This is a genomic window from Microvirga flavescens, from assembly GCF_003290125.1.
In the GTDB taxonomy this organism is placed as follows: Bacteria; Pseudomonadota; Alphaproteobacteria; order Rhizobiales; family Beijerinckiaceae; genus Microvirga; species Microvirga flavescens.
In genome coordinates this window covers 25,355-44,849 of sequence record NZ_QMKH01000001.1, presented here as the reverse complement: position 1 = coordinate 44,849, position 19,495 = coordinate 25,355, and the positions used below count along the sequence as shown (strand labels likewise).

Below are 19,495 nucleotides of genomic sequence, written 5' to 3'. Positions count from 1 at the left end.
CTCGTTGACACAACAGATAGAAGCTCCACGTGAAAAAGACGATAGCAATCCTTGTCTTGGCGAATGCGCAGGTCGGTTCACTGCGTAAGTTCGCGCGTGAATTTGATCCTGAGCGGTACAGATTCTATGTGCACCTGGATGCGCGTCGCGACATGGCGGCGTATCTGGGTGATGAGCCTATGCCGGAGCACGTTCGCTTCGTGGAGAACAGGCTCCCGATTTTCTGGGGCGGTTTCAACATGATCCGGGCAACTGAGATCCTGGCGAACGAGGCTCTGAAGGATGAGGCTCACTTCGCCTTTTCACTCGTGTCCGACGACAGTTTCCCGCTACTTGCAGACCGTAAGCTCTACGAAGCGATTTCTACGCAGCCTCTTCGGATAGATACATGGGCTATCGGGCCCGAGCACGCGCATTACCCGCGGTATTCGCGGTTTTTCGATTTCGACTGCGCGCATGGTTCTCCGCGCTACCTTGCGGTGGAGGAGCGTTATATTCAATTATCGGACTTCGACCGGTATGAAAGGCTTCGGCGTCTCATGGAACGGGGAAAGAGCCAGCTTTCGATTTATGCCGGTAGCCAATGGTGGACTTTGCCGCGGGATATCCTGCAGGAATGTCTGGCATGCTTGCATGACGATGCGAATTTGCGAGAGTCGTTTGAGTTTTCGGCCATCCCGGACGAGATCGTTTTTCAAACGTTGACACGCCGGCTTGTTGAGGCGGACCGTGCGATCCCCGGGACGGGGATGGTTTACGATTTTGCCAGAGATCCAAAGCCATTTGTCTTTTCGCGGATCGACGAACTGAAGCCCGATCTTATCAATGGCAGGTTGTTCATCCGTAAAGTGGTGCCGGATGACGCTTTTCTCAGCGCAATTCTAGAGTTGAATCAATGAAGCATAATCCCATCGAGTTCCTGAGAGAGCGCTTTGGTACGGATCGCCGCTATCGCTATATGCCGAATGGCGGGAACCTCGGGGATAACCTGATCGCCGCCGGCACCGTTCAAAGCCTCGATCGAAGCGGCCTGAACTGGGAGTTCATGCACGGCGGCAGGGAGACGGTCTCTGAGAAGGACGTTCTCATCTACGGCGGAGGGGGCAGCTTCGTCGATCTCTATCAAGGAGGGATCGATTGCCTTCGGTTTCTGCTCAGCCTCGGTCAGCCGGTCGTGGTCCTGCCGCAAACGGTGCGTGGGCATGAAGAATTCTGGCGCTCCTGCCCAAATATCACTCTCTTCTGCCGCGATCAGAAGTCGTTTGATTATGCCTCGAGCTTCTCTCAGGTCGATGTGCTTGCTGCGGACGACATGGCGCTCTCCCTGGATCTCTCCGACCCGTTGCTTGCCGGCATTCTTGAATACCACGCGAAAATTCGCGCGCGGAATCCTGGCGCGAGGCGAGTACTCAACGCTTTTCGGGGCGATACGGAACGCTCTTCATCTGCTGCGAGTGCCTCGGATTCCATCGATCTGTCCGAACTCGTCCATCCAAGAATAAGCGAGAAAACCGATATTTATGCGAACGCGGTTTTGTTTCTCATGAGCGTTGCGGGGTTCGATCTGGTTCGCACCGATCGCCTTCATGTAAGTGTCGCAGCCAGTCTTGTTGGAATTGATGTCGAGTTGTTCGACAATAATTATGGAAAAAATAGCGATATTTTCAGATTTTCATTAAGAGAGAAATTCTCTAGTATGCAATTAATGGGTTTAGAAAAAGTGAATTTATAGGTTTTAGCTAGTAAGCGAAAATTATCTCTTCACTTTGGTTCTAGAATTATTCAATCATCATTGAGTGCTAAGGTTTTTTACTCTTAGAGTAACTTCTGAATGCAGTGTATTTGGCTTTTTGCTCCGCAAGCAGATTTCCTGGTTAGTCCGATAGGAAACATGGTCGCTATTTTGCGATCAATTAACACAAGCCTCCCTCGATCATGGTGCTTGAGGGGAGCGCTGTTCAAAAAAGTTTCCTTGGGTCAGCAGAATAGACTTGAAATAGAATTCTGTTGCGTGTTACCCGAGACGCACGTGTAATGTTAGTCTATTCACGCGAATGGGGCGGTAGGCCCCTTGGGGGTAAAATCTATGGCAACTGTTGCTGGTGCATTTTTTGAAAATAAGGCCTCTTCTGAGGCGCTTACACACATTTTGAAGAACATTCCCGGTGGTTCGAAGAACGCGAATCTCGTCGTAAATGATGCGAGCGCCAAGGCTTCCGCCCAGATCGTCAAGGGCACGAAGGCCTCCGACCTCGTGATCCTCGGCGCCAACGATAAGCTGGCGAAGATCACGGGCGCCGCTAAGGGCTACGACATCGTTCAGACCGCCAAGAGCATCGACATCGCGGGCACGGGTTTCCGTGGCGTCCTCGTGACCGGAAGCGCGAATGCGACCGTCAAGGGCAGCGCCCTTGCCGACAGCATCGTCGGCAATGCCGGCAAGAACACGATCAAGGCCGGCCTCGGCAACGACGTGGTTTCGGGCGGTGACGGCAACGATTCGCTGTTCGGCGATGCCGGCAACGACAAGCTGTTCGGCGATGCCGGCGACGACAAGATCTATGGCGGCGAAGGCAATGACTATGTCAGCGGCGGCGCAGGCAACGACTCGCTGTTCGGCGATGCTGGTAACGACCAGATCTACGGCGGCGAAGGCAACGACAAGCTCTACGGCGGCATCGGCAATGACAGCCTCTATGGCGATGCCGGCAACGATCAGCTCGACGGCATGGTCGGCAATGACAAGCTGTTCGGCGGCGCTGGCGACGACAAGCTCCTCGGCGGCGTTGGCAACGACACGCTGACCGGCGGCGTAGGCTCCGACTACCTCAAGGGTGGCGCTGGCCGCGACAAGTTCGTGATGGAAAAGGGCAATGCCGGCGATATCGACACCATCGCCGACTTCAGCGCCAAGGATAAGGACGTCATCGACCTTTCCGGTACTGCTGCTCACAACACGAAGTTCGCGGGTCTTGATCTCGCCAGCGACGGCAAGGGCAACACCATCGTGACGGTCAAGGAAGACGGCACGACCTTCAAGCTCCTCGGCTTCAACCCGAACGAGGTGAAAGCTTCGTTCTTCCACTTCTGAGGCCGATGTCCGGTAACGGATCAAAGAGGCTGCCTCCCCTGCCTAGCGGCGAGGAGGCAGCCTCTTCTCTTTTTCTCGTCCCGCATTCGGACGATTTGGCTTACCTTTGGTGGTCGGCCCCGAACATGCCGTCGGTCGCCAGCCTTTCCGTCGACGGACGATCCTTCGACGTCCTCGAGCGCAAGAAGCTTTTCCAGCCCGGCAATACGATCGAAGTCCTTCTTGTCGAGGGACGTGGATTGCGCGATGGGGCTGTGTGCGACGTCGCCTTCCACGCACCTGCGGATGAGACGGGGCTCGCTAACGTACCCGTGCGTCTTGCGGAATGGGATCATCCCAACACGCGCCGCGTTCTCAAATTCATCGCAGGCCGCTTTATCCGTGAGGACGACCCTCCGCGTGTCCTTGAACGTTACCTCTCCTTCATCAGCGCCTGGCAGGCTCCAAGCCGGATCATCGCGAATTTCCCCGAGGGACTGATCGTCGAGGTCGATACGCCTGACGGAGATGATGTGCGCGATGGCTATGTCGTCTCAATGCAGGGGCTGCTGAACGCCTCTCCGGTCTTTCTCTGTTCGCACTCTGGGCGCTGCCGTTTTTGGCTGCCCGAAATGCACCCGGCGCATATTTATCTCGACATCGGCGGGAACCTCGTCCGAACGGTTCTTTCCGCGCCGCAGGAGGTGCCAGCCACGGGCGCGCGCCTGCAATCTTCGGCCGATGATCCACTTTTCCTCGATGCGCTCGACCGGCTTGGAATGGGGGCGTCACCATCTTTTGCGGAATTGGCTGGTGGGCTTTGCAGAAAGACGGCTGAATTGGTCTCCGGCGACGACGTTCATCGCGTTCGCGGTTGCGTCCGCCTGCCAAATGACGGCATCGCGTTCTTCGTGGACCTGCCCGGTCCTGTTCTGAGCGATCCTCAATTCGAGATTCGGGCCTTCGGAAACGAGGGACATGCAGACATTGCGGTGACGGCCTGTGAGACCGAGTCGCTTGGCGATGGCGCAACGCGTACTCAGTTTATCATCGAAGCAACCGACCTTATCCTGAACGGCTGCTATCACCTGAGCTGGAACCACAGTGGTGAACGCTACTCCGCCTGGGTTCGGGAGACCGAAGCCACGGAACGCTCCGCTGAAAACCTTGCTCGCGAGTTTTATCCCGTCACTTTCGTCGATCAGGGACTCTTCACGCGCGTTCTGCATCCTATTGCCGCCGCACCTGTCGTTCCTGCAATTGCGAGCCTCGTTCACAAGGCAGAGTTCGGCGAGAGCATCGAGCCACAGGTGGAGATCCTCGTTTTCGCCCAGCGTGATATTGAGGCCCTTCACCGAACGATGATCGGGTTGTCGCTGACGCTCGGCAATGTGACCTGTGAAATCACGATTTGTTGCTTCGACAGAAGTCTCGTCGCGCCGCTGACGGAGCATGCGCGGTCCTGGGCGACACTCTTCGGCATTTCCCTTCGGCTCGCCTGTTTCGGCTCCGGCGTGTCGGAGGCGCTCGCGGCTCAATACTCGTTCGGCCGGCAGCTTCCGCGGGTGCTGTGCCGGGCGGGGACTGTCCCGCGTCAGAGCGGTTGGCTTTCATCGGCTCTCGTGCGCGCCAGAAAAGGGCGCACCGGCCTCCTTTTGGGGTGGAGCGCATCACAGGATGTGAACGAGGCGGAAACGGTCGAGCAGCTGTTCGAGAAATTTCATCCTCTCCAGATGGAGGGGATTGACCATTTCGCTCTCGGTGCAGCGCTTGTCACGACACGCCTGGACGCCGCTATCGCCGAGGCGATCAAGGTGTTCACCCTTGAAGCCTACATCCTCGCGCTGGCCCTTCGAGCCGACGGGCAGGGTGAGGTCGTCTTCTCAACGGAGATGGGCTTCGGGAACTGTGGCTCAGAAGACCAACATGACCGTTTCGAAGAGATCGTTGATTTATATGGCTTGCAAAAGCTGTATGAATCCGTTTCATCTTCAAAGCATAAGCTCATCAGGATGCGCCGGCGTGCCGGGGCCTGATCACGTACAAGTTTCCAAGATTTTTTTGCTGAATTGACCGATGAACAACAAAGATCATCAAGCTTATACAGACGGCGACGTTAGGGCAGCTCTGAGAGCGTGCCGTCAGCATTTCGTGTTGGCTGCCGTTTTTGACACGCTGGTCAACATGCTGCTCCTCGCCTATCCGGTCTTCCTCTATCAGATCTATGACCGCGTCATTCCAGGCAAGAGCTGGGAGACGCTCGTCGCCTTGTTCATCGGTCTTCTTCTGGCCGTTGGCACCAAGGCGGTCTTCCAATGGGTGCGCGGCATTCTTCTTGTCCGGGCCTCTGCAAGAATTGAGCGGCGCCTCTCCGATCGTCTCTTCCGAATCGCCGTTCGCCGCTCCGCGAGCGGGCATGGCGCCGCAAATGCGCAATTGCTGCGCGACCTCGATAGCTTCCGGCAGTTTGCAACGGGCAAGGGCGCTCTAGCTGCCTTGGACGTTCCGTGGGGCTTTCTCTTCCTCGGCATCATCATCGTGGTCGATCCCGCGATTGGCGTTGTGGCTACGATCTGCATGGTCATTTCCGCAATCGCAACCTTCGCCAATACGGCGATGACCAAGCGCGCGCTCGTCAACGCGAACGTCGTGGGCAATTCCTCGCAGTACTTCGGGGATTCGGTGACGCGCGCGGCAGAGGCCGTCGTCGGACTCGGTATGCTGAATGCGGTGATCGCGCGCTGGCGTCGCGAGCGCGACAAGGCCATTCACGAGCAGCTCATCGCGAGCGGGCGCGGCGTGGTCTTCTCATCGTTCCTCGGCTCTGCCCGCATTCTGATGCAGGGCGCGATCATGGCGACGGGCGCGGTGCAGGTCATCAACGGGCATATCCCGGCGGGCCTCGTCTTCGCGGCAATCCTGATCTTCCAGTTCGCCATGAAGCCGGTCGACCAGTTCGTCGCGGCCTGGGACGACTACCCGCCGATCCGCGAGTCGATGCGCCGCATCGATGCCGTGCTCAGCAAGGTGCAGGAGCCCGAGATCAATCTGCACCTGCCCAAACCCCTCGGAATGATCACTGTGCGTGATCTCGTCTATGTTCCGCCGGGAGCGGACAAGCCCGTTTTGCGCCGCATCGGGTTTAATCTCGAACCGGGCCATACCCTTGGGCTCATCGGCTTGAACGGTTCGGGCAAAACGACGCTTGCCCGTGTTCTTACGGGTAGCCTGCGTCCGAGCAGCGGCGCGGTTCGTGTCGATGGTGCCGAACTGCAGCAATGGGGCGATGATCGGCTCGGTGAATTCATCGGGTATCTTCCCCAGAACGTCAGTCTGCTTCCTGGAACCGTCGCCGATAACATCGGCCGTTTCGGGCGCTTCTCCGATGAAGAAATCGTTGAGGCCGCGAAAAAGGCTCGGGTGCACGATCTCGTCCTTCGTCTCCCGAAGGGCTACGAGACCGTGCTCGATGAAAACATGACCTTCTCGGGCGGACAACGTCAGTTGATTGCGCTGGCACGGGCCATCATTGGAAAACCGAGCTTCGTCGTTCTCGACGAGCCGAATTCCAATCTCGATGGTCCCGGCGAGGAAGCGCTGGTCTCTTGCGTGCAGGCTCTGAAGGAAGATGGATGCACGGTCATTCTCATCACGCACCGTCCAAACCTGGTGCACCATCTCGACCATGCTGCCGTATTGCGCGAAGGCGAACTCGTCAGCTTCGGAAGCACGACGGAAGTGTTTCAACAACTCGGTCGACCTACCGTCGTCAAGCAAGTGAGCCAGGCCAATGGCTAAGTCCACATCCCTGCTCAGCGAAGCCATGAGCTCCTATTCTGATTCAGCCATCGGCCCCGCTGTCGTCGGCGGCGCGGCGGCTCTTGCTCTTCTGCTTGCGGTGGCCGGATGGTCGTCCGTCATGTCGGTCGCGAGCGCTGCAATTACTTCGGGCCGGGTGACCGTCGAGGGCAATCGAAAGGCCATCCAGCATCGCGAGGGCGGCTCCATCGGAACGGTCTTCGTGCGCGAAGGGCAGCTTGTCGAAAAGGGCCAGAAGCTTTTGCAGCTCGACCTGGCCGACGCCAAGGCTGAGGCTGACGTTCTGTCCTCCGGCCGTGATGCCGCGCTGTTTCGCACAGCACGCTTGCAGGCCGAACGCGCGGAGGCGACCCAGATCGCCATTCCCCAGCAGCTGCTGGAACGCCGGAACGAGCCGCAGATTCAGATGATGCAGCAGCAGGAGACGGCGCTCCTGAACGCGCGTTTGTCCGCCTATCTCGGGCAGATCAGTCTTCTCAAACAGCAGATCGAGGGGAGCCGCCGCCAGATTGCGGGAATTCATGGCCGTGTGAAGGCTGCGCAGATTCAACTCGATAGCGTCGACGACGAACTCGCATCATTGCGTCCTTTGCAGGAAAGAGGCCTGATCGCTCGGCCGCGGACCCTCGCGCTTGAGCGGACCGCTGCGGCGCTTCATGGCGATATCGAAGCCCTCAATGGTCTTATCTCAGCCGAGAACGACAAGATCAGTGCCGCTGAGATTCAGATTACGCAATTGACCAAGGAGCGCCTCGAAGGCATCGCCAAGGAAGGTGCGGAGAACGACGCGCGCCTTGCCGAGATCGAGCCGCGTCTGGTCTGGGCCTTGAGGCGGATCGAGCAGAGCATTATCGTCGCTCCCGAGGCGGGCTATGTCTACGGCCTGGCGGTGTTCGGCCCCGGTGCTGCGCTCACCCCTGGCCAGACGGCGCTCGAAATCGTACCTGCGAACGACCAGATGGTCGTTTCAGTCGACATCGAGCCAACGGACATCAAGCGCGTTCAACCAGGCCAGAGCGCAAGCATCCACTTTCTGCCTTATCGCCAGCGTTATCAAAAGGCGATTACCGGAAAGCTTGAGAAGGTCTCTGCCGATCTGTTCGAAGAGAAGGGCACCAACAAGACCTTCTACAAAGGTGTGATCCGCGTCCAGCAGAAGGACCTGGATGCCAATGGCGTTACCTTGACGCCGGGCATGCCGGCTCAGGTGACGATCGAAACCGGCAAGCGCACGATCCTGGCTTATTTCCTCGATCCCGTTTTCAAGATTTACGATTTCGCTCTTAAGGAACAATAGGAGACACCATGTCCAACGGACGCACAGGACAGAACGCGGACAGCGCAAGCGGCCGCGCGATCAATCTGGAAGGGGACAGCCCCGAGCTCGTTGCCTTCGCTCTTCTGCGCAACCTCGCTCAGATCGAGCAGGGAACGGGCGTCGTGTTCGACCGCGCCTGGCTTTTGAACGCCTATGCCGATTGCCTGAAGGTTGTGAAGGGTGAGAAGGTGGAAGTGTCTTCCCCCGCAAAGGCCGACAAGGCGCGCGCTACAAAGCGGTGATGGATCACGATGGTTCGGGAGCGCGCAATTTGCGCTCCTGATGCAATCCGCTCAAAGGGACGCTCGTGCGTCCCTTTTTATTTCAGGCCAGAAGATCCGCTATGAGTTTCTCATAAGCTGGCAGGGCGACGGTCTTGAAATCGAACTGTGAGACGGCTGTCTGGCGAGCGTTCTTCGAGAGGCGTTGACGCAAATTTTGGTCATCAACGACAAGCGCGAGTTTTTCCGCGAGGGCTTGATGGTCGAAGAAATCCGCCAGTAAGCCGTTCTCCCCGTCGCGGATGACCTCCTCCACCGGCTCGGTGGCGGACGCGACGATGGCGCAGCCGCAGGCCATCGCGTCGATGAGCGACCAGGACAATACGAACGGGTAAGTCAGGTAGACGTGAGCGGATGAGCGCCGGAAAAGATTGATGAGCTCCGGATAAGGCAAGGTCCCGAAGAAGTGGACGCGCTCAGTGTCGATGTCGTCGCCGACTTCCTTCAGCATTCTCTGCTTCCAGGTTCCACCCTCCGGCGGATTCCTGCCGTAGCTCGGCGGCTCCTTGCCGACGATGGCGACATGCGCATCGGGTAGAATTTCGAGCAGCCTTGGAAGCGCGCGCATGAATGTGTGAAAGCCCCGATAAGGCTCCAGCGATCGTGCGACATAAGTGATGAGCGGTTGGCCCTCCCGAAGCGTCGCGCCGGAAGGAAGCACGACTGGAGAAGGTGCTGCAGGCGCCGCCACTGACGTATCGATCCCTTCGTGGATCACCGTGATCCGGCCTGCGAGGGCAGGGGGAAAGGTTCCGGCTTGCCAGCGAGTAGGCGAGACAAGCGCGTCCGAGACGGCCGCCGCCTGCCACGAGGGCAGATTGCGCAGGGAGACGTAATTCAGATCCGACGGTGGGGCCGGAAACTCCGGGTCGAACTCAAGCTCGCTCCCGCTGTTGCGGTAGCCGTATTCGAGATAGGAGACGAGCTTCGATTCCGGAAACACATCCCGCAAGAACAGGGCCTCTCCCCAGCCGGGATGCACGAAGCAGAGATCCGGCGTGAAGCCCCTTTCCTTCAGCTCCATCAACTGCCATCGCACCGCGTCGCCACGCCTGACCTGCTCGGAGAAGAACGTCAGGGGCGGAAACAGGTCGGCGTTCGGGTCGGGGCGCGAGCTGTAGCCGACATACTCGACATTGCCGAGTTCGAAGCCGAACGGGGTTCCCTGCCCGAGGGCGACGACCTTGAAATTGTCCCGCAGGCTCAGCTCCTCCGCGAGCAGCTTGTATTGTCCCGGGAAATTCTGGTGCAGGAAAAGAACGTTCGGCATCACCACGTCTCAAGAAAACGACTGCAAAGCCCGCCAAACCAGAAGCGCATGCGGCTTGCGGGGGAGAAATTCACGTTTTGATCTAACAGTGCAAAGCGGTCTTGTTCAATGGCGGTGATGCACTGATCGTTTTTGACCGGGATCAAGGCGCCCTTGCTAAAGAAATCCTAGTGAAATGCGAGCCATGCGGTGGCGGCAGGAGAGGATTGAGCGGCTCGACGAGGCAGCGTTCCGAAAAATGCGTAACCAGTGGGTGCAGGTCAGATCCCTGTCCGGTCGGTCCGAACGAGGCGCCGTTGCCTATAAATGATAGGACGCTTGGAGAAAATCGATGCACAGTGACCGTATCCGCCGCACATCGTTGCGTGACAAGGTGGTTTCACCCGAGGAAGCGGCGCGTCTCATCAAGGATGGCATGATCATCGGCATGAGCGGGTTCACCCGTGCCGGCGATGCGAAGGCCGTTCCGCTGGCTCTCGCGGAGCGGGCGGCAAACGAGCCCCTGAAGATTACGCTGATGACCGGGGCCTCCCTCGGGAGCGATGTCGACAAGACGCTGACGCAGGCCGGCGTTCTGGCCCGGCGTCTTCCCTTCCAGGGCGACCCGACCCTTCGCGCTGCCATCAACCGCGGCGAGGTGATGTTCATCGATCAGCACCTTTCCGAAACGGTCGAACTGCTCCGCTCCGGGCAGATGGGGCCCATCGACTTCGCTATCGTTGAGGCGGCGGCGATCACGGAGGATGGCGGTCTCGTCCCGACGACCTCCATCGGAAACTCGGCGACGTTCGCAATCCTCGCCGAGAAGGTCATCGTCGAAATCAATCTCGCGCAGCCTCTCGAACTCGAAGGGCTGCACGATATCTATATTCCCACGCGGCGTCCGTATCGCCAGCCCATTCCCGTCATTGCGCCCGAGAGCCGCGCCGGATTGCCCTTCATCCCGCTGGACCCGGCGAAGATCGCGGCCATCGTCGTCACGCAAAAAGCCGACAGCGTCTCCCTGATCGAGCCGCCGGATGCGGAGACCTCCGCCATCGCCGGGCATCTCATCGAATTCTTTCAACATGAGGTGCGCAAAGGGCGGCTCGACACGACGCTCGCTCCCTTGCAGGCCGGCATCGGCACCATTGCGAACGCGGTTCTGCACGGCCTCATCGACAGCCCGTTTCATGACCTGAAGATGTATAGCGAGGTGCTGCAGGACAGCACGTTCGAGCTGTTCGATTCAGGAAAGCTGGTCTTTGCCTCCGGTTCCTCAATCACGCTGGGGCCGAACTACCACGACCGCGTCATTCAGCATATCGGGCGCTACAAGGACCGGATGATCCTGCGTCCGCAGGAGATCAGCAACCATCCGGAGGTCATCCGCCGGCTCGGCGTGATCGGCATCAACACCGCGCTGGAATGCGACATCTATGGCAACGTGAACTCCACGCACGCACATGATGAACGGCATCGGCGGTTCCGGCGATTTCGCGCGCAACGCCTATCTCGGTATCTTCGTCACGAAGTCGCTCGCCAAGGATGGAGCGTTGTCCCGCATCGTGCCGATGGTCACGCATGTGGATCACAACGAGCACGATGTCGATGTGATCGTCACCGAGAACGGGCTTGCCGATCTTCGAGGCCTTGCGCCGCGCGAACGAGCGCCGTTGATCATTCGCAATTGTGTACACCCGGCCTATCGGGAGCTGGCGGCGGATTACTTCAAGCGCGCGGCGCAGCGCGGTGGGCACACGCCCCATATTCTGGAAGAGGCGTTCTCCTGGCACACCCGCGCGCAGCAGGGCGGAACGATGCTTCCTGCGAAGTGAGGTTACGAGCGTTCGCCGCCGCCGTAGCGTGCTTCGGAATTGGTCGTTATCTAATTGCTCCTCAAGCGATCAGGGTGCTCTCTTTCCGGAGAGGTAAATGCGTTGCGGCTTCATCAGCGCGAGGTGGCCTTCGCTGTCACGCAACATAGTGTGGATGTAGAAATAGGTTTCTTCATCATCGGTTGCCTCCATGACGGGGGACGGTGCTGAGACGATAAGGAGATCGCCGCATTTTCCAATCCAGTCGACATGGCGATGGCCATGCATGACGAGCGCCTTTCCCGAAAAGCGCCGTAAGTGGCGAACGAACCAGCTGCCGTTGATGAGGGCCGTTCCGATGCGCTCGGAGAGCGCTTTCACGGGTCTTGGATATTCGACCAGATGGTGATGAAGAGCGATGATCCATGCCGCGTGGGGGTATCGCGACATCGCAGCTTCCATCGCGTGGATCTGTTCTATCGAGACGAGGCCAAGAGCATTTGTGAAGGAGAAATGGGTCTCTGCGTTCGAGTTCAGAACGATGACGCCAAGACCGTCTTCCGTTTCCGGTGGCTGGACCATCGGAAAGACGGACGCCCACAGTTCCGAAAGAGGCCATGACAAGCGAAAGGACCCCTGATCGGCAAAGGTCTTCATGTCATTGCGATATGACGAGAGAGCTTTGTTCAAGGTGCCGCCGAAGTCGCCCGTTTCTTTGTCGGCAATCTGCACGCGCGCACCTTGCAGTGCACCCAAGGCTGAGATCGTACGCAATTGTCGCAGCCGCTTGTTGGGGCTCGTCGGCAGGTCGAGCCGCGCCGGGTTTGCTCGGTCGACGACGTTGACGTCGTGGTTTCCGGGGAGAGCCAGCACACGCTCCGCCAGATGCGGATAAGGCGTGAGCGCGTCGAAGAACTCGCTCCATTCCGCCGAGCGGCCGGCATCGGTCAAGTCTCCCGTGATGAGAATGATGTCGAGTGGGCTTTGCGCGTGGATTCGATCCAGTGTCGCGAAGACCTGTTTGAGTCTGTGATTGCCGCTGGGACCGGACCGCCCGCTCTCGATCCGGAATCCGAAGCGCTCGCCGACGGTGTGAATGTCCGACAGGTGAACGACGCGCCATGTCCGGCCGGTTGCGGGCTCAGGATGAAACGCATCGAGATCATGCGGCTGATCCATCAAGGCATCGGCGAGGCCCCAAATCAGGGCCGCCGCGGCAAGATAACCTGCGATGAGAACGATGCTATTCGCCAGTGCGGCAAGGATAAGGTCGGTCGGGGCGCCCAAATCCGCAAGACGCCCTGTCCAGCGCGATGCGGGCCAGATCAGCAAGGCGACCCATAGCGCGAGGCTCGAGACGATGAGGCCCGCAAGAGCGGCGGTCAGCGCCTGTATGACGGAGCGTCGCCGTTTCACGGTTCCGGATGGCAGCAGATTCTCGACGAGTTGTCGAAGGCCCTCACGGCAGAGCACATAAGCGGGCTGCACCGCGAGCGAATTCAGGGACCAGAAATTGCTTTCCGCCATCCGCCACAGAGGCCGCCCGCCGAACCATCCGAGGGCGGCGAACGTCGCGAGGAGCAGGGCGGGCCAGATGCCGGTGAACAGGGCCGAGGCCTTGCTTGAGATCGTGCCGAGCCAGATCGAAGCGAGCAGCGGCGCGACCCCGAGCAGAAGGCAAGGCAGGCCAATGAGGAGAAACCAGGCGAGGGCGAGCTTGGGCAGGCTGATTTCCGCCAGCAGGCTGCCCGCGAGGGAGAGCATGGAGCGGCGCTTCGTGCTCGACGCGTCGTCTTCGACGTCGCCTTTGCGAGGGTCCAAGATAGGGTCCGAGACTGGTTCCGAAACAGGTTCCATGAGCGGCCTCCGGGGAAGATACCCGCATGGCCGCTCGAAGGCGTCAATCCTGTTTCGTCAACCGATCGTCATCAGGCTCGCGTTGCCGCCCGCTGCCGCCGTGTTGGTGCTGATGGACGTTTCCTCGATCAGCCAGTCGAGGCAATAATCTTCGGCGCCTGACGCCAGCCCTTCGCTTGAGGCCCCTTGCACGAGGGCGATGGGGCCTTCGAGCCCGGCAATGCGCCCGTTGATTTCTCTCACACGGGCAGCATCTCCCTCCACCAGGGCGGCGACAACGGTTCCGCCTCGGGCTGTCGAGATGCGGGCCTTGAGGGACGCCGGCAAGCTGTTCACGATGCCTGTGAGGCTGGGAGGTGCGTCGACCTCGATCTCGTTGCCGGTAGCAAGCGCCGCCGCGATCTGGATCAACAGGCCGGTCTCGGTCTCAGGATAAAGCAGGACACGGCCGCGCTTGCTTGTCGTATAGACGTTGCGCTCACCGACCGGGCCGGGCAGCTCCGTGGAGATGCCGAGCGGCGAGCGGGCGAGATAGCTCTCCGCGCGCTTTGCCTCCGATGCATGGCCGTTGGCGGCCAGCCAGTCGCGATAGGCGCGCGCGGGCGCAAGCAATGTCTCCGAAGGGCTCTGGGCAAGGCCGACCTTCGGGCGCTTGCTCAGAAGGCGCAGCATGTAGAGCGGCCCGCCTGCCTTCGGGCCTGTGCCCGACAGGCCTCGCCCACCGAACGGCTGAACGCCGACGATCGCGCCGATGATGTTGCGGTTGATGTAGAGATTACCCGCTTCGATGCGGCTCGTGACACGCTCGACGGTCTCGTCAATGCGCGTGTGGAGGCCGAACGTCAGGCCGTATCCCTTCCCGTTGATCTCATCGATGAGGGCGTCGAGATTCTCACGGCGATAACGCATGACGTGAAGAACGGGGCCGAAGACCTCCCGCTTCACGTCGTTCAGGTTTTCGACTTCGATGAAGGTGGGTGCAAGGAAGGTGCCGTGCTGCGCCTCTTCAGGAAGAGACGCGGCTTCGACCTGATGGCCCAGAGCGGCCATTGTCTGCACATGCTTGGCGATGTTTTGCTGCGCCTCCTTCGTGATGACGGGGCCGATATCCGTCGAGAGCCGGTCTGGATTGCCGATGCGCAATTCATGCACGGCGCCCTTCAGCATGGTGAGCGTGCGGTCCGCGATCTCCTCTTGCAAGCACAGAATGCGCAGAGCCGAGCAACGCTGTCCCGCGCTGTCGAAGGCAGAGGATATGACATCGCCGACAACCTGCTCTGCGAGCGCCGATGAATCGACGATCATCGCATTCTGGCCGCCGGTTTCGGCGATGAGAGGAATGGGGTGGCCGGAGGGAGAAAGGCGATCCGCGAGCTGGCGCTGAATCAATCGCGCAACTTCGGTCGAACCGGTGAACATGACGGCGCGCGTTTCAGCGTTCGCGACGAGCGCCGCGCCGACATCTCCGGCACCGGGCAGGAGCTGGATCACATCCGCGGGAATTCCAGCTTCTCGCAGGATGCGCACGGCCTGTGCGGCAATGAGCGGCGTTTCCTCGGCGGGCTTGGCGAGAACTGGATTGCCGGCGGCAAGGGCCGCCGCGATCTGGCCGGTGAAGATCGCCAGAGGAAAATTCCACGGGCTGATGCACACGACAGGACCAACGGGCTGGTGCGTTTCCGGCTTGAAGGAATCGCGGGCTTGAGCCGCGTAGTAGCGGAGGAAGTCGATGGCCTCGCGCACTTCGGCAATCGAATTTGGAATCGACTTTCCGGCCTCGCGGACAATCAGCCCCATGAGCGTGAGCATACGCCCCTGCATGATGTCCGCCGCGCGGTTGAGGTGATCGACGCGTTCGGCGGCGGGCGTCTCGGCCCAGCGTTTCGCCGCCGCTGCAGCGTGCCGGAAGGCGCTTGCGATCACATCGGGAGATGCTTCGATGACGGTGCCGGCCTGATCGCGCTGATCGGCGGGGTTGAGAACCGGCTGCGCGGGGCCGCCGCCTTCACCATCAGCCGTGAGCGGGCGTGCGGACCAGGCGACGTCGGCGCTTGCGACCAGTGCACGCGACAATGCCGCCAGTTCATTTTCGTTGGAGAGATCGATGCCGGATGAATTTTTCCGTGCGCTGCCATAGAGATCCTTTGGCAGGGCGATCTTGAGATGGGGCGCACCAAGCGGAACGATGCTTCTCGCGACATCGACGGGGTTCGCGACAAGATCGCTGACGGGAACGTTCTTGTCCGCGATGCGATTGACGAACGAGCTGTTGGCGCCGTTCTCGAGAAGACGCCGCACAAGATAGGCGAGCAATGTCTCATGCGTGCCAACAGGAGCATAGATGCGGCACGGTCGGCCGAGTTTCTTCTCGCCGACAACTTCTTCATAGAGCGGTTCGCCCATTCCGTGCAGGCACTGGAACTCGTATTGCTCAAGATGATAATCGTCCCCCGCCATCTTCAGAATGGTGGCGAGGGTCAGTGCATTGTGCGTGGCGAATTGCGGGAAGATCGCATCCGGCGCACCAAGAAGCTTGCGTGCGCAGGCGACATAGGAAACGTCCGTATAGACCTTGCGCGTGTAGACGGGGAAGTCTTCGAGGCCATCGACCTGCGCGCGCTTGATTTCCGCATCCCAATAAGCGCCCTTCACCAGCCGCACCATCAGGCGGTGACGGCTGCGCCGCGCCAGATCGATCAGGAAGTCGATGACGGCGGGGCAGCGCTTGCCGTAGGCCTGCACCACGAAGCCGATGCCGTTCCAGCCGGCGAGATCGGGATCGAAGCAGAGCTCTTCCATGAGGTCGAGAGAGATCTCCAGTCGGTCGGCTTCCTCTGCATCGATGTTGAGGCCGATATCATAGCGCCGCGAGAGCAGCGCCAGCGCCTTCACCTTCGGCAGCAATCCGCCCATGACCCTGTCGGCTTGCGCGCGGGAGTAGCGCGGATGCAGGGCCGAAAGCTTGATGGAGATTCCGGGGCCCTTGTAAATGCCGCGCCCTGCCGAAGCTTTGCCGATGGCGTGGATCGCGGTCTCGTAATCCTTGTAGTAGCGCGCGGCGTCTTCAGCGGTGGTGGCCGCTTCGCCGAGCATGTCATAGGAATAGCGAAAACCTTCCGCCTCGAATTTCCGGCTCTTCTCGATGGCTTCGTCGATGGTTTGCCCTTTGACGAACTCTTCGCCCATCAGGCGCATGGCGATGTCCACGCCCTTGCGGATGACGGGCTCGCCGCAGCGCGCTACAAGGCGCGTGAGGGCGGAGGCAAGATCCTGCTCACTTGCAGCCGATGTCAGCTTGCCGGTGACCATCAGCCCCCAGGTCGCGGCATTGACGAACAGGGACGGGCTGTTGCCGAGATGCGAGCGCCAGTCGCCCGGCGCGATCTTGTCGCGAATGAGAGCATCGCGCGTGGCGGCGTCGGGAATGCGCAGGAGCGCTTCGGCCAGACACATGAGCGCGACGCCCTCCTGGCTGGAAAGCGCATACTCGCGAACGAGTCCCTGAACGGCGCCGCCTTGGCTCTTCGAGCGCAGCGTTTCGACAAGCTTCGATGCAACGGCGGCCGCCGCCTCCACCGTCTCCGCAGGCAGCGTTGCCGCTTCGATGAGACCGGGGAGGCATTCCGGCTCGGGGCGGCGATACGCATCCGTGATGCGCTTGCGCAATTCGCTCTGCGGGCGAATGGGAGGGGCGAAGGACACGAAGGGGCTGTGCGGCTCGGCTGAGGAGAGAGACTGAATCTTGGCGGTCGTGCTCATGGTTCGCTCTGAAAAGTCGATTGCGATGTTGTTATGGGCCCGGCGCAGACGCCCGACTCATGATGTGGGCAATCTGCTGCTTGCAGGCGAGGTCACTTGGGTTTTTGGGGTCTTGGCTGTTCCCGGCTCGTCAGCAAACCAAATACGACGAACAGTCTTTGTTCCTGGCTGCTCAGTTTGCGTGAGGCGAGGCTGCTCGCCGGAAGATCGGCGGCGATCTCATGGGAATAGAACACCCCGTCCATATGCTCTCCATCGAAGGGAAGCGTCGCCGGTTTGTCCGGGGCAGGACTTGATCCATCCCGGCCTTCCGGTCCGGCCTGCAGACTAAGAGGGGTGTTTCCGGATTTCGACAGTTGATTTTGTGTTTCCACCGGATAAAATACGGAAAAATTCAGATTTACCGAGTAAATGACAGAGATCGATAAAATTGACCGGCGGATCCTCGGCATCCTTCAGGTGGAGGGGCGTATCGCCAATAACGAACTCGCTGAGAGGATCGGGCTCTCGCCGACGGCAACGAGCGACCGCCTGAAGCGCCTGCAGAAGGACGGCTATATCGTCGGCTTCGGAGCGAGGCTCGACCCGCATCGTCTCGGGTTCGGCCTTTTGGTGTTCATCGAGGTTCTGTTGGACAAGACGACCCCCGATGTCTTCGACGATTTCGCGAAAGCGGTGCAGCGCGCCCCGGAGGTGCTGGAATGCCACATGGTAGCAGGCGGGTTCGATTACCTCATCAAGACGCGCCTTGCCGACATGACCACCTATCGCCGCTTCCTGGGCGATGTTCTTCTCTCCCTCCCCGGCGTCAAGGAAACGCGTACCTATGCGGTGATGGAGGAGGTCAAGAACGACGGACCTCTGCCTCTCTAGGTGCGCTTAAGGCTTCGCCTCGATCGTCTCCGTCCTGCCGCCGGCATTCTTCCACGCGGTGAATCCTCCCTGGATATGGGCGACGGGAGAGAGCCCCATGTCCTGCGCGGTCTTGGTGGAGAGAGCTGAGCGCCAGCCGGAGGCGCAGTAGAACACGAAGGTCTTGTCCTCTTGAAAGATCGGCTTCGCATACGGGCTTTCGGGATCGATCCAGAATTCGAGCATGCCGCGCGGACAATGGAATGCTCCGGGGATCTTGCCCTCGCGCGCCAGTTCGCGCGGATCGCGCAGGTCCACGAAGACGACATCGGGATCGTTCGCAAGCGCAATCGCTTCATCGACCGGCAAGGTCCGGACGGCCGCGTTCGCTGCTTCAACCATCTGCTTACTGCTCAAGGTGATTTTGGAGGGCATCCGGTTTGTCCTTCTTCTTGCATGCCGCGCGGCGATCATTCCATGAACCGATAGAAAACCTCAACCCTCAAGGGCCTTGGCGAAAACGTCGGAGACGTCGAGAATCGTCAGCCGGTCACTCATTGCGGAAACGAAATCCGGCGGCTGATGGACCGTATTCGTCAGAATGACTTTGTCGATGGTTGGTTGCATGAGGTTCGCGAGCGAGGAAACCCCGCCGACGCCGTGCGTCGCCATCACGAAGACTTGGCTCGCGCCATGCTGGCGGCATTGGCGCGCGACACGCTCCATCGTGGAGCCGGTGCTGATGAGATCGTCCAGGATCACCGCGATGCGGCCCGACACGTCCCCGACAAAAAGATCCCCCGAAATGCGCCCGAGGCTGCGCTGTTTGTCCGCAAGAGCTTTTGAGACGGGGCGCTGAAGATCGTTCTCAAGCGCCTGCCGGAAGAGTTCCGCACGCTTTGCGCCACCGATATCGGGAGAGACGACCGCGAGCGGCGCATCGCCGGCAAGGGACTTCAGGTGCTGGCTGAACACAGCATAAGGATCGAGGTGAACCGTGCTGCAGCGGAAGGCGTTTTGAAACGCTGCGAGATTGTGAACCTCCATCGTTATCAGTCCGTCCGTTCCAACAGCCTCGAAGAGCTGGCCGATATAGCGCGTCGTGACAGGGTCATGCGGCTGCGTCCGCCTGTCCTTGCGGGCATAGCAGAGATAGGGAGCGACAACCGTTACGCGGGCAGCTCCTGCATCCTTCATCGCGCCCACGAAAAACAGAAGGCGGCACAGCCGGTCATTGACGCTCTGGCCATCCCCGCCGTGAAGCCCTGCGATCACCTGAACGTTTCCGCCACGCACATCGATAAGGGGGCGGGTCTTGTGTTCACCATCCTCGAAGTCGCGTTCCTCGTGGCTTTGCAGTGTTTGACCGAGATGACGCGCGATGCGCTCACCGAAATCGGCCGCCGACTTCAAGGCGAAGAGAAGCGGCGGCTGCTTCTGTGCCGAACCGGTCGTCATCATCGTCAGCCTCAT

14 protein-coding genes and 1 pseudogene are annotated in these 19,495 nt (G+C 59.9%); 9 read left to right on the top strand and 6 right to left on the bottom strand.

Annotation, left to right across the window (positions count from 1 at the left end; all coding sequences use genetic code 11):
- Positions 1 to 29 precede the first annotated feature (29 nt).
- From DQW91_RS00190 to DQW91_RS00160, 7 genes are all read left to right on the top strand, one after another.
- Positions 30 to 899: a beta-1,6-N-acetylglucosaminyltransferase gene (locus DQW91_RS00190; RefSeq protein ID WP_112661585.1), complete on the top strand. Its 870-nt coding sequence runs from the start codon at positions 30 to 32 to the stop codon at positions 897 to 899.
- On the top strand, positions 896 to 1,732 hold the full coding sequence (locus DQW91_RS00185; RefSeq protein WP_112661584.1) for a polysaccharide pyruvyl transferase family protein: 837 nt from the start codon (positions 896 to 898) through the stop codon (positions 1,730 to 1,732). Before DQW91_RS00190 ends, DQW91_RS00185 begins: the two co-directional genes overlap by 4 nt.
- Positions 1,733 to 2,149: 417 nt before the next feature.
- Positions 2,150 to 3,091, top strand: coding sequence for a calcium-binding protein (locus DQW91_RS00180; RefSeq protein ID WP_198411732.1), 942 nt, complete (start codon positions 2,150 to 2,152; stop codon positions 3,089 to 3,091).
- Between the two features lie 125 nt (positions 3,092 to 3,216).
- On the top strand, positions 3,217 to 5,106 hold the full coding sequence (locus DQW91_RS00175) for a hypothetical protein (protein WP_157961281.1): 1,890 nt from the start codon (positions 3,217 to 3,219) through the stop codon (positions 5,104 to 5,106).
- A gap of 40 nt (positions 5,107 to 5,146) precedes the next feature.
- Complete coding sequence (locus tag DQW91_RS00170; RefSeq protein ID WP_112661581.1) at positions 5,147 to 6,868, top strand: type I secretion system permease/ATPase; 1,722 nt, start codon at positions 5,147 to 5,149, stop codon at positions 6,866 to 6,868.
- Complete coding sequence (locus DQW91_RS00165) at positions 6,861 to 8,186, top strand: HlyD family type I secretion periplasmic adaptor subunit (RefSeq protein ID WP_112661580.1); 1,326 nt, start codon at positions 6,861 to 6,863, stop codon at positions 8,184 to 8,186. The genes DQW91_RS00170 and DQW91_RS00165 overlap by 8 nt, the downstream gene beginning before the upstream one ends.
- A gap of 8 nt (positions 8,187 to 8,194) precedes the next feature.
- Positions 8,195 to 8,449 (top strand): hypothetical protein, encoded by a 255-nt coding sequence (locus DQW91_RS00160; protein ID WP_112661579.1) that lies wholly within the window; start codon positions 8,195 to 8,197, stop codon positions 8,447 to 8,449.
- Between the two features lie 82 nt (positions 8,450 to 8,531).
- Here DQW91_RS00160 and DQW91_RS00155 read toward each other — a convergent pair whose 3' ends face one another.
- Positions 8,532 to 9,758 (bottom strand): glycosyltransferase, encoded by a 1,227-nt coding sequence (locus DQW91_RS00155; RefSeq protein ID WP_112661578.1) that lies wholly within the window; start codon positions 9,756 to 9,758, stop codon positions 8,532 to 8,534.
- Between the two features lie 331 nt (positions 9,759 to 10,089).
- Here DQW91_RS00155 and scpC point away from each other — a divergent pair.
- Positions 10,090 to 11,575 (top strand): annotated as a pseudogene (gene scpC / locus DQW91_RS00150) (succinyl-CoA:acetate CoA-transferase ScpC).
- Positions 11,576 to 11,644: 69 nt separating this feature from the next.
- Here the strand turns inward: scpC and DQW91_RS00145 are convergent.
- The 3 genes from DQW91_RS00145 to DQW91_RS16455 all read right to left on the bottom strand — a co-directional run bounded on the left by DQW91_RS00145 (position 11,645) and on the right by DQW91_RS16455 (position 17,415).
- Positions 11,645 to 13,375, bottom strand: a complete 1,731-nt coding sequence (locus tag DQW91_RS00145) for a metallophosphoesterase family protein (protein WP_342633200.1) — start codon at positions 13,373 to 13,375, stop codon at positions 11,645 to 11,647.
- 93 nt (positions 13,376 to 13,468) lie between these two features.
- Positions 13,469 to 17,170 (bottom strand): trifunctional transcriptional regulator/proline dehydrogenase/L-glutamate gamma-semialdehyde dehydrogenase, encoded by a 3,702-nt coding sequence (putA, locus tag DQW91_RS00140; protein ID WP_112661576.1) that lies wholly within the window; start codon positions 17,168 to 17,170, stop codon positions 13,469 to 13,471.
- 92 nt (positions 17,171 to 17,262) lie between these two features.
- Positions 17,263 to 17,415 carry a hypothetical protein gene (locus DQW91_RS16455; RefSeq protein WP_157961279.1) on the bottom strand — a complete coding sequence of 51 codons (153 nt, stop codon included), beginning with the start codon at positions 17,413 to 17,415 and terminating at the stop codon, positions 17,263 to 17,265.
- 166 nt (positions 17,416 to 17,581) lie between these two features.
- Between DQW91_RS16455 and DQW91_RS00135 the strand changes: the two genes are divergently transcribed.
- On the top strand, positions 17,582 to 18,043 hold the full coding sequence (locus DQW91_RS00135) for an Lrp/AsnC ligand binding domain-containing protein (RefSeq protein ID WP_112661575.1): 462 nt from the start codon (positions 17,582 to 17,584) through the stop codon (positions 18,041 to 18,043).
- Between the two features lie 6 nt (positions 18,044 to 18,049).
- Here DQW91_RS00135 and DQW91_RS00130 read toward each other — a convergent pair whose 3' ends face one another.
- Together DQW91_RS00130 and DQW91_RS00125 are read right to left on the bottom strand one after the other, a co-directional pair.
- Positions 18,050 to 18,457, bottom strand: a complete 408-nt coding sequence (locus tag DQW91_RS00130; RefSeq protein ID WP_112661574.1) for a rhodanese-like domain-containing protein — start codon at positions 18,455 to 18,457, stop codon at positions 18,050 to 18,052.
- A 60-nt stretch (positions 18,458 to 18,517) separates the two neighbouring features.
- Positions 18,518 to 19,483, bottom strand: coding sequence for a ribose-phosphate diphosphokinase (locus DQW91_RS00125; protein ID WP_245410848.1), 966 nt, complete (start codon positions 19,481 to 19,483; stop codon positions 18,518 to 18,520).
- Positions 19,484 to 19,495 lie beyond the last annotated feature (12 nt).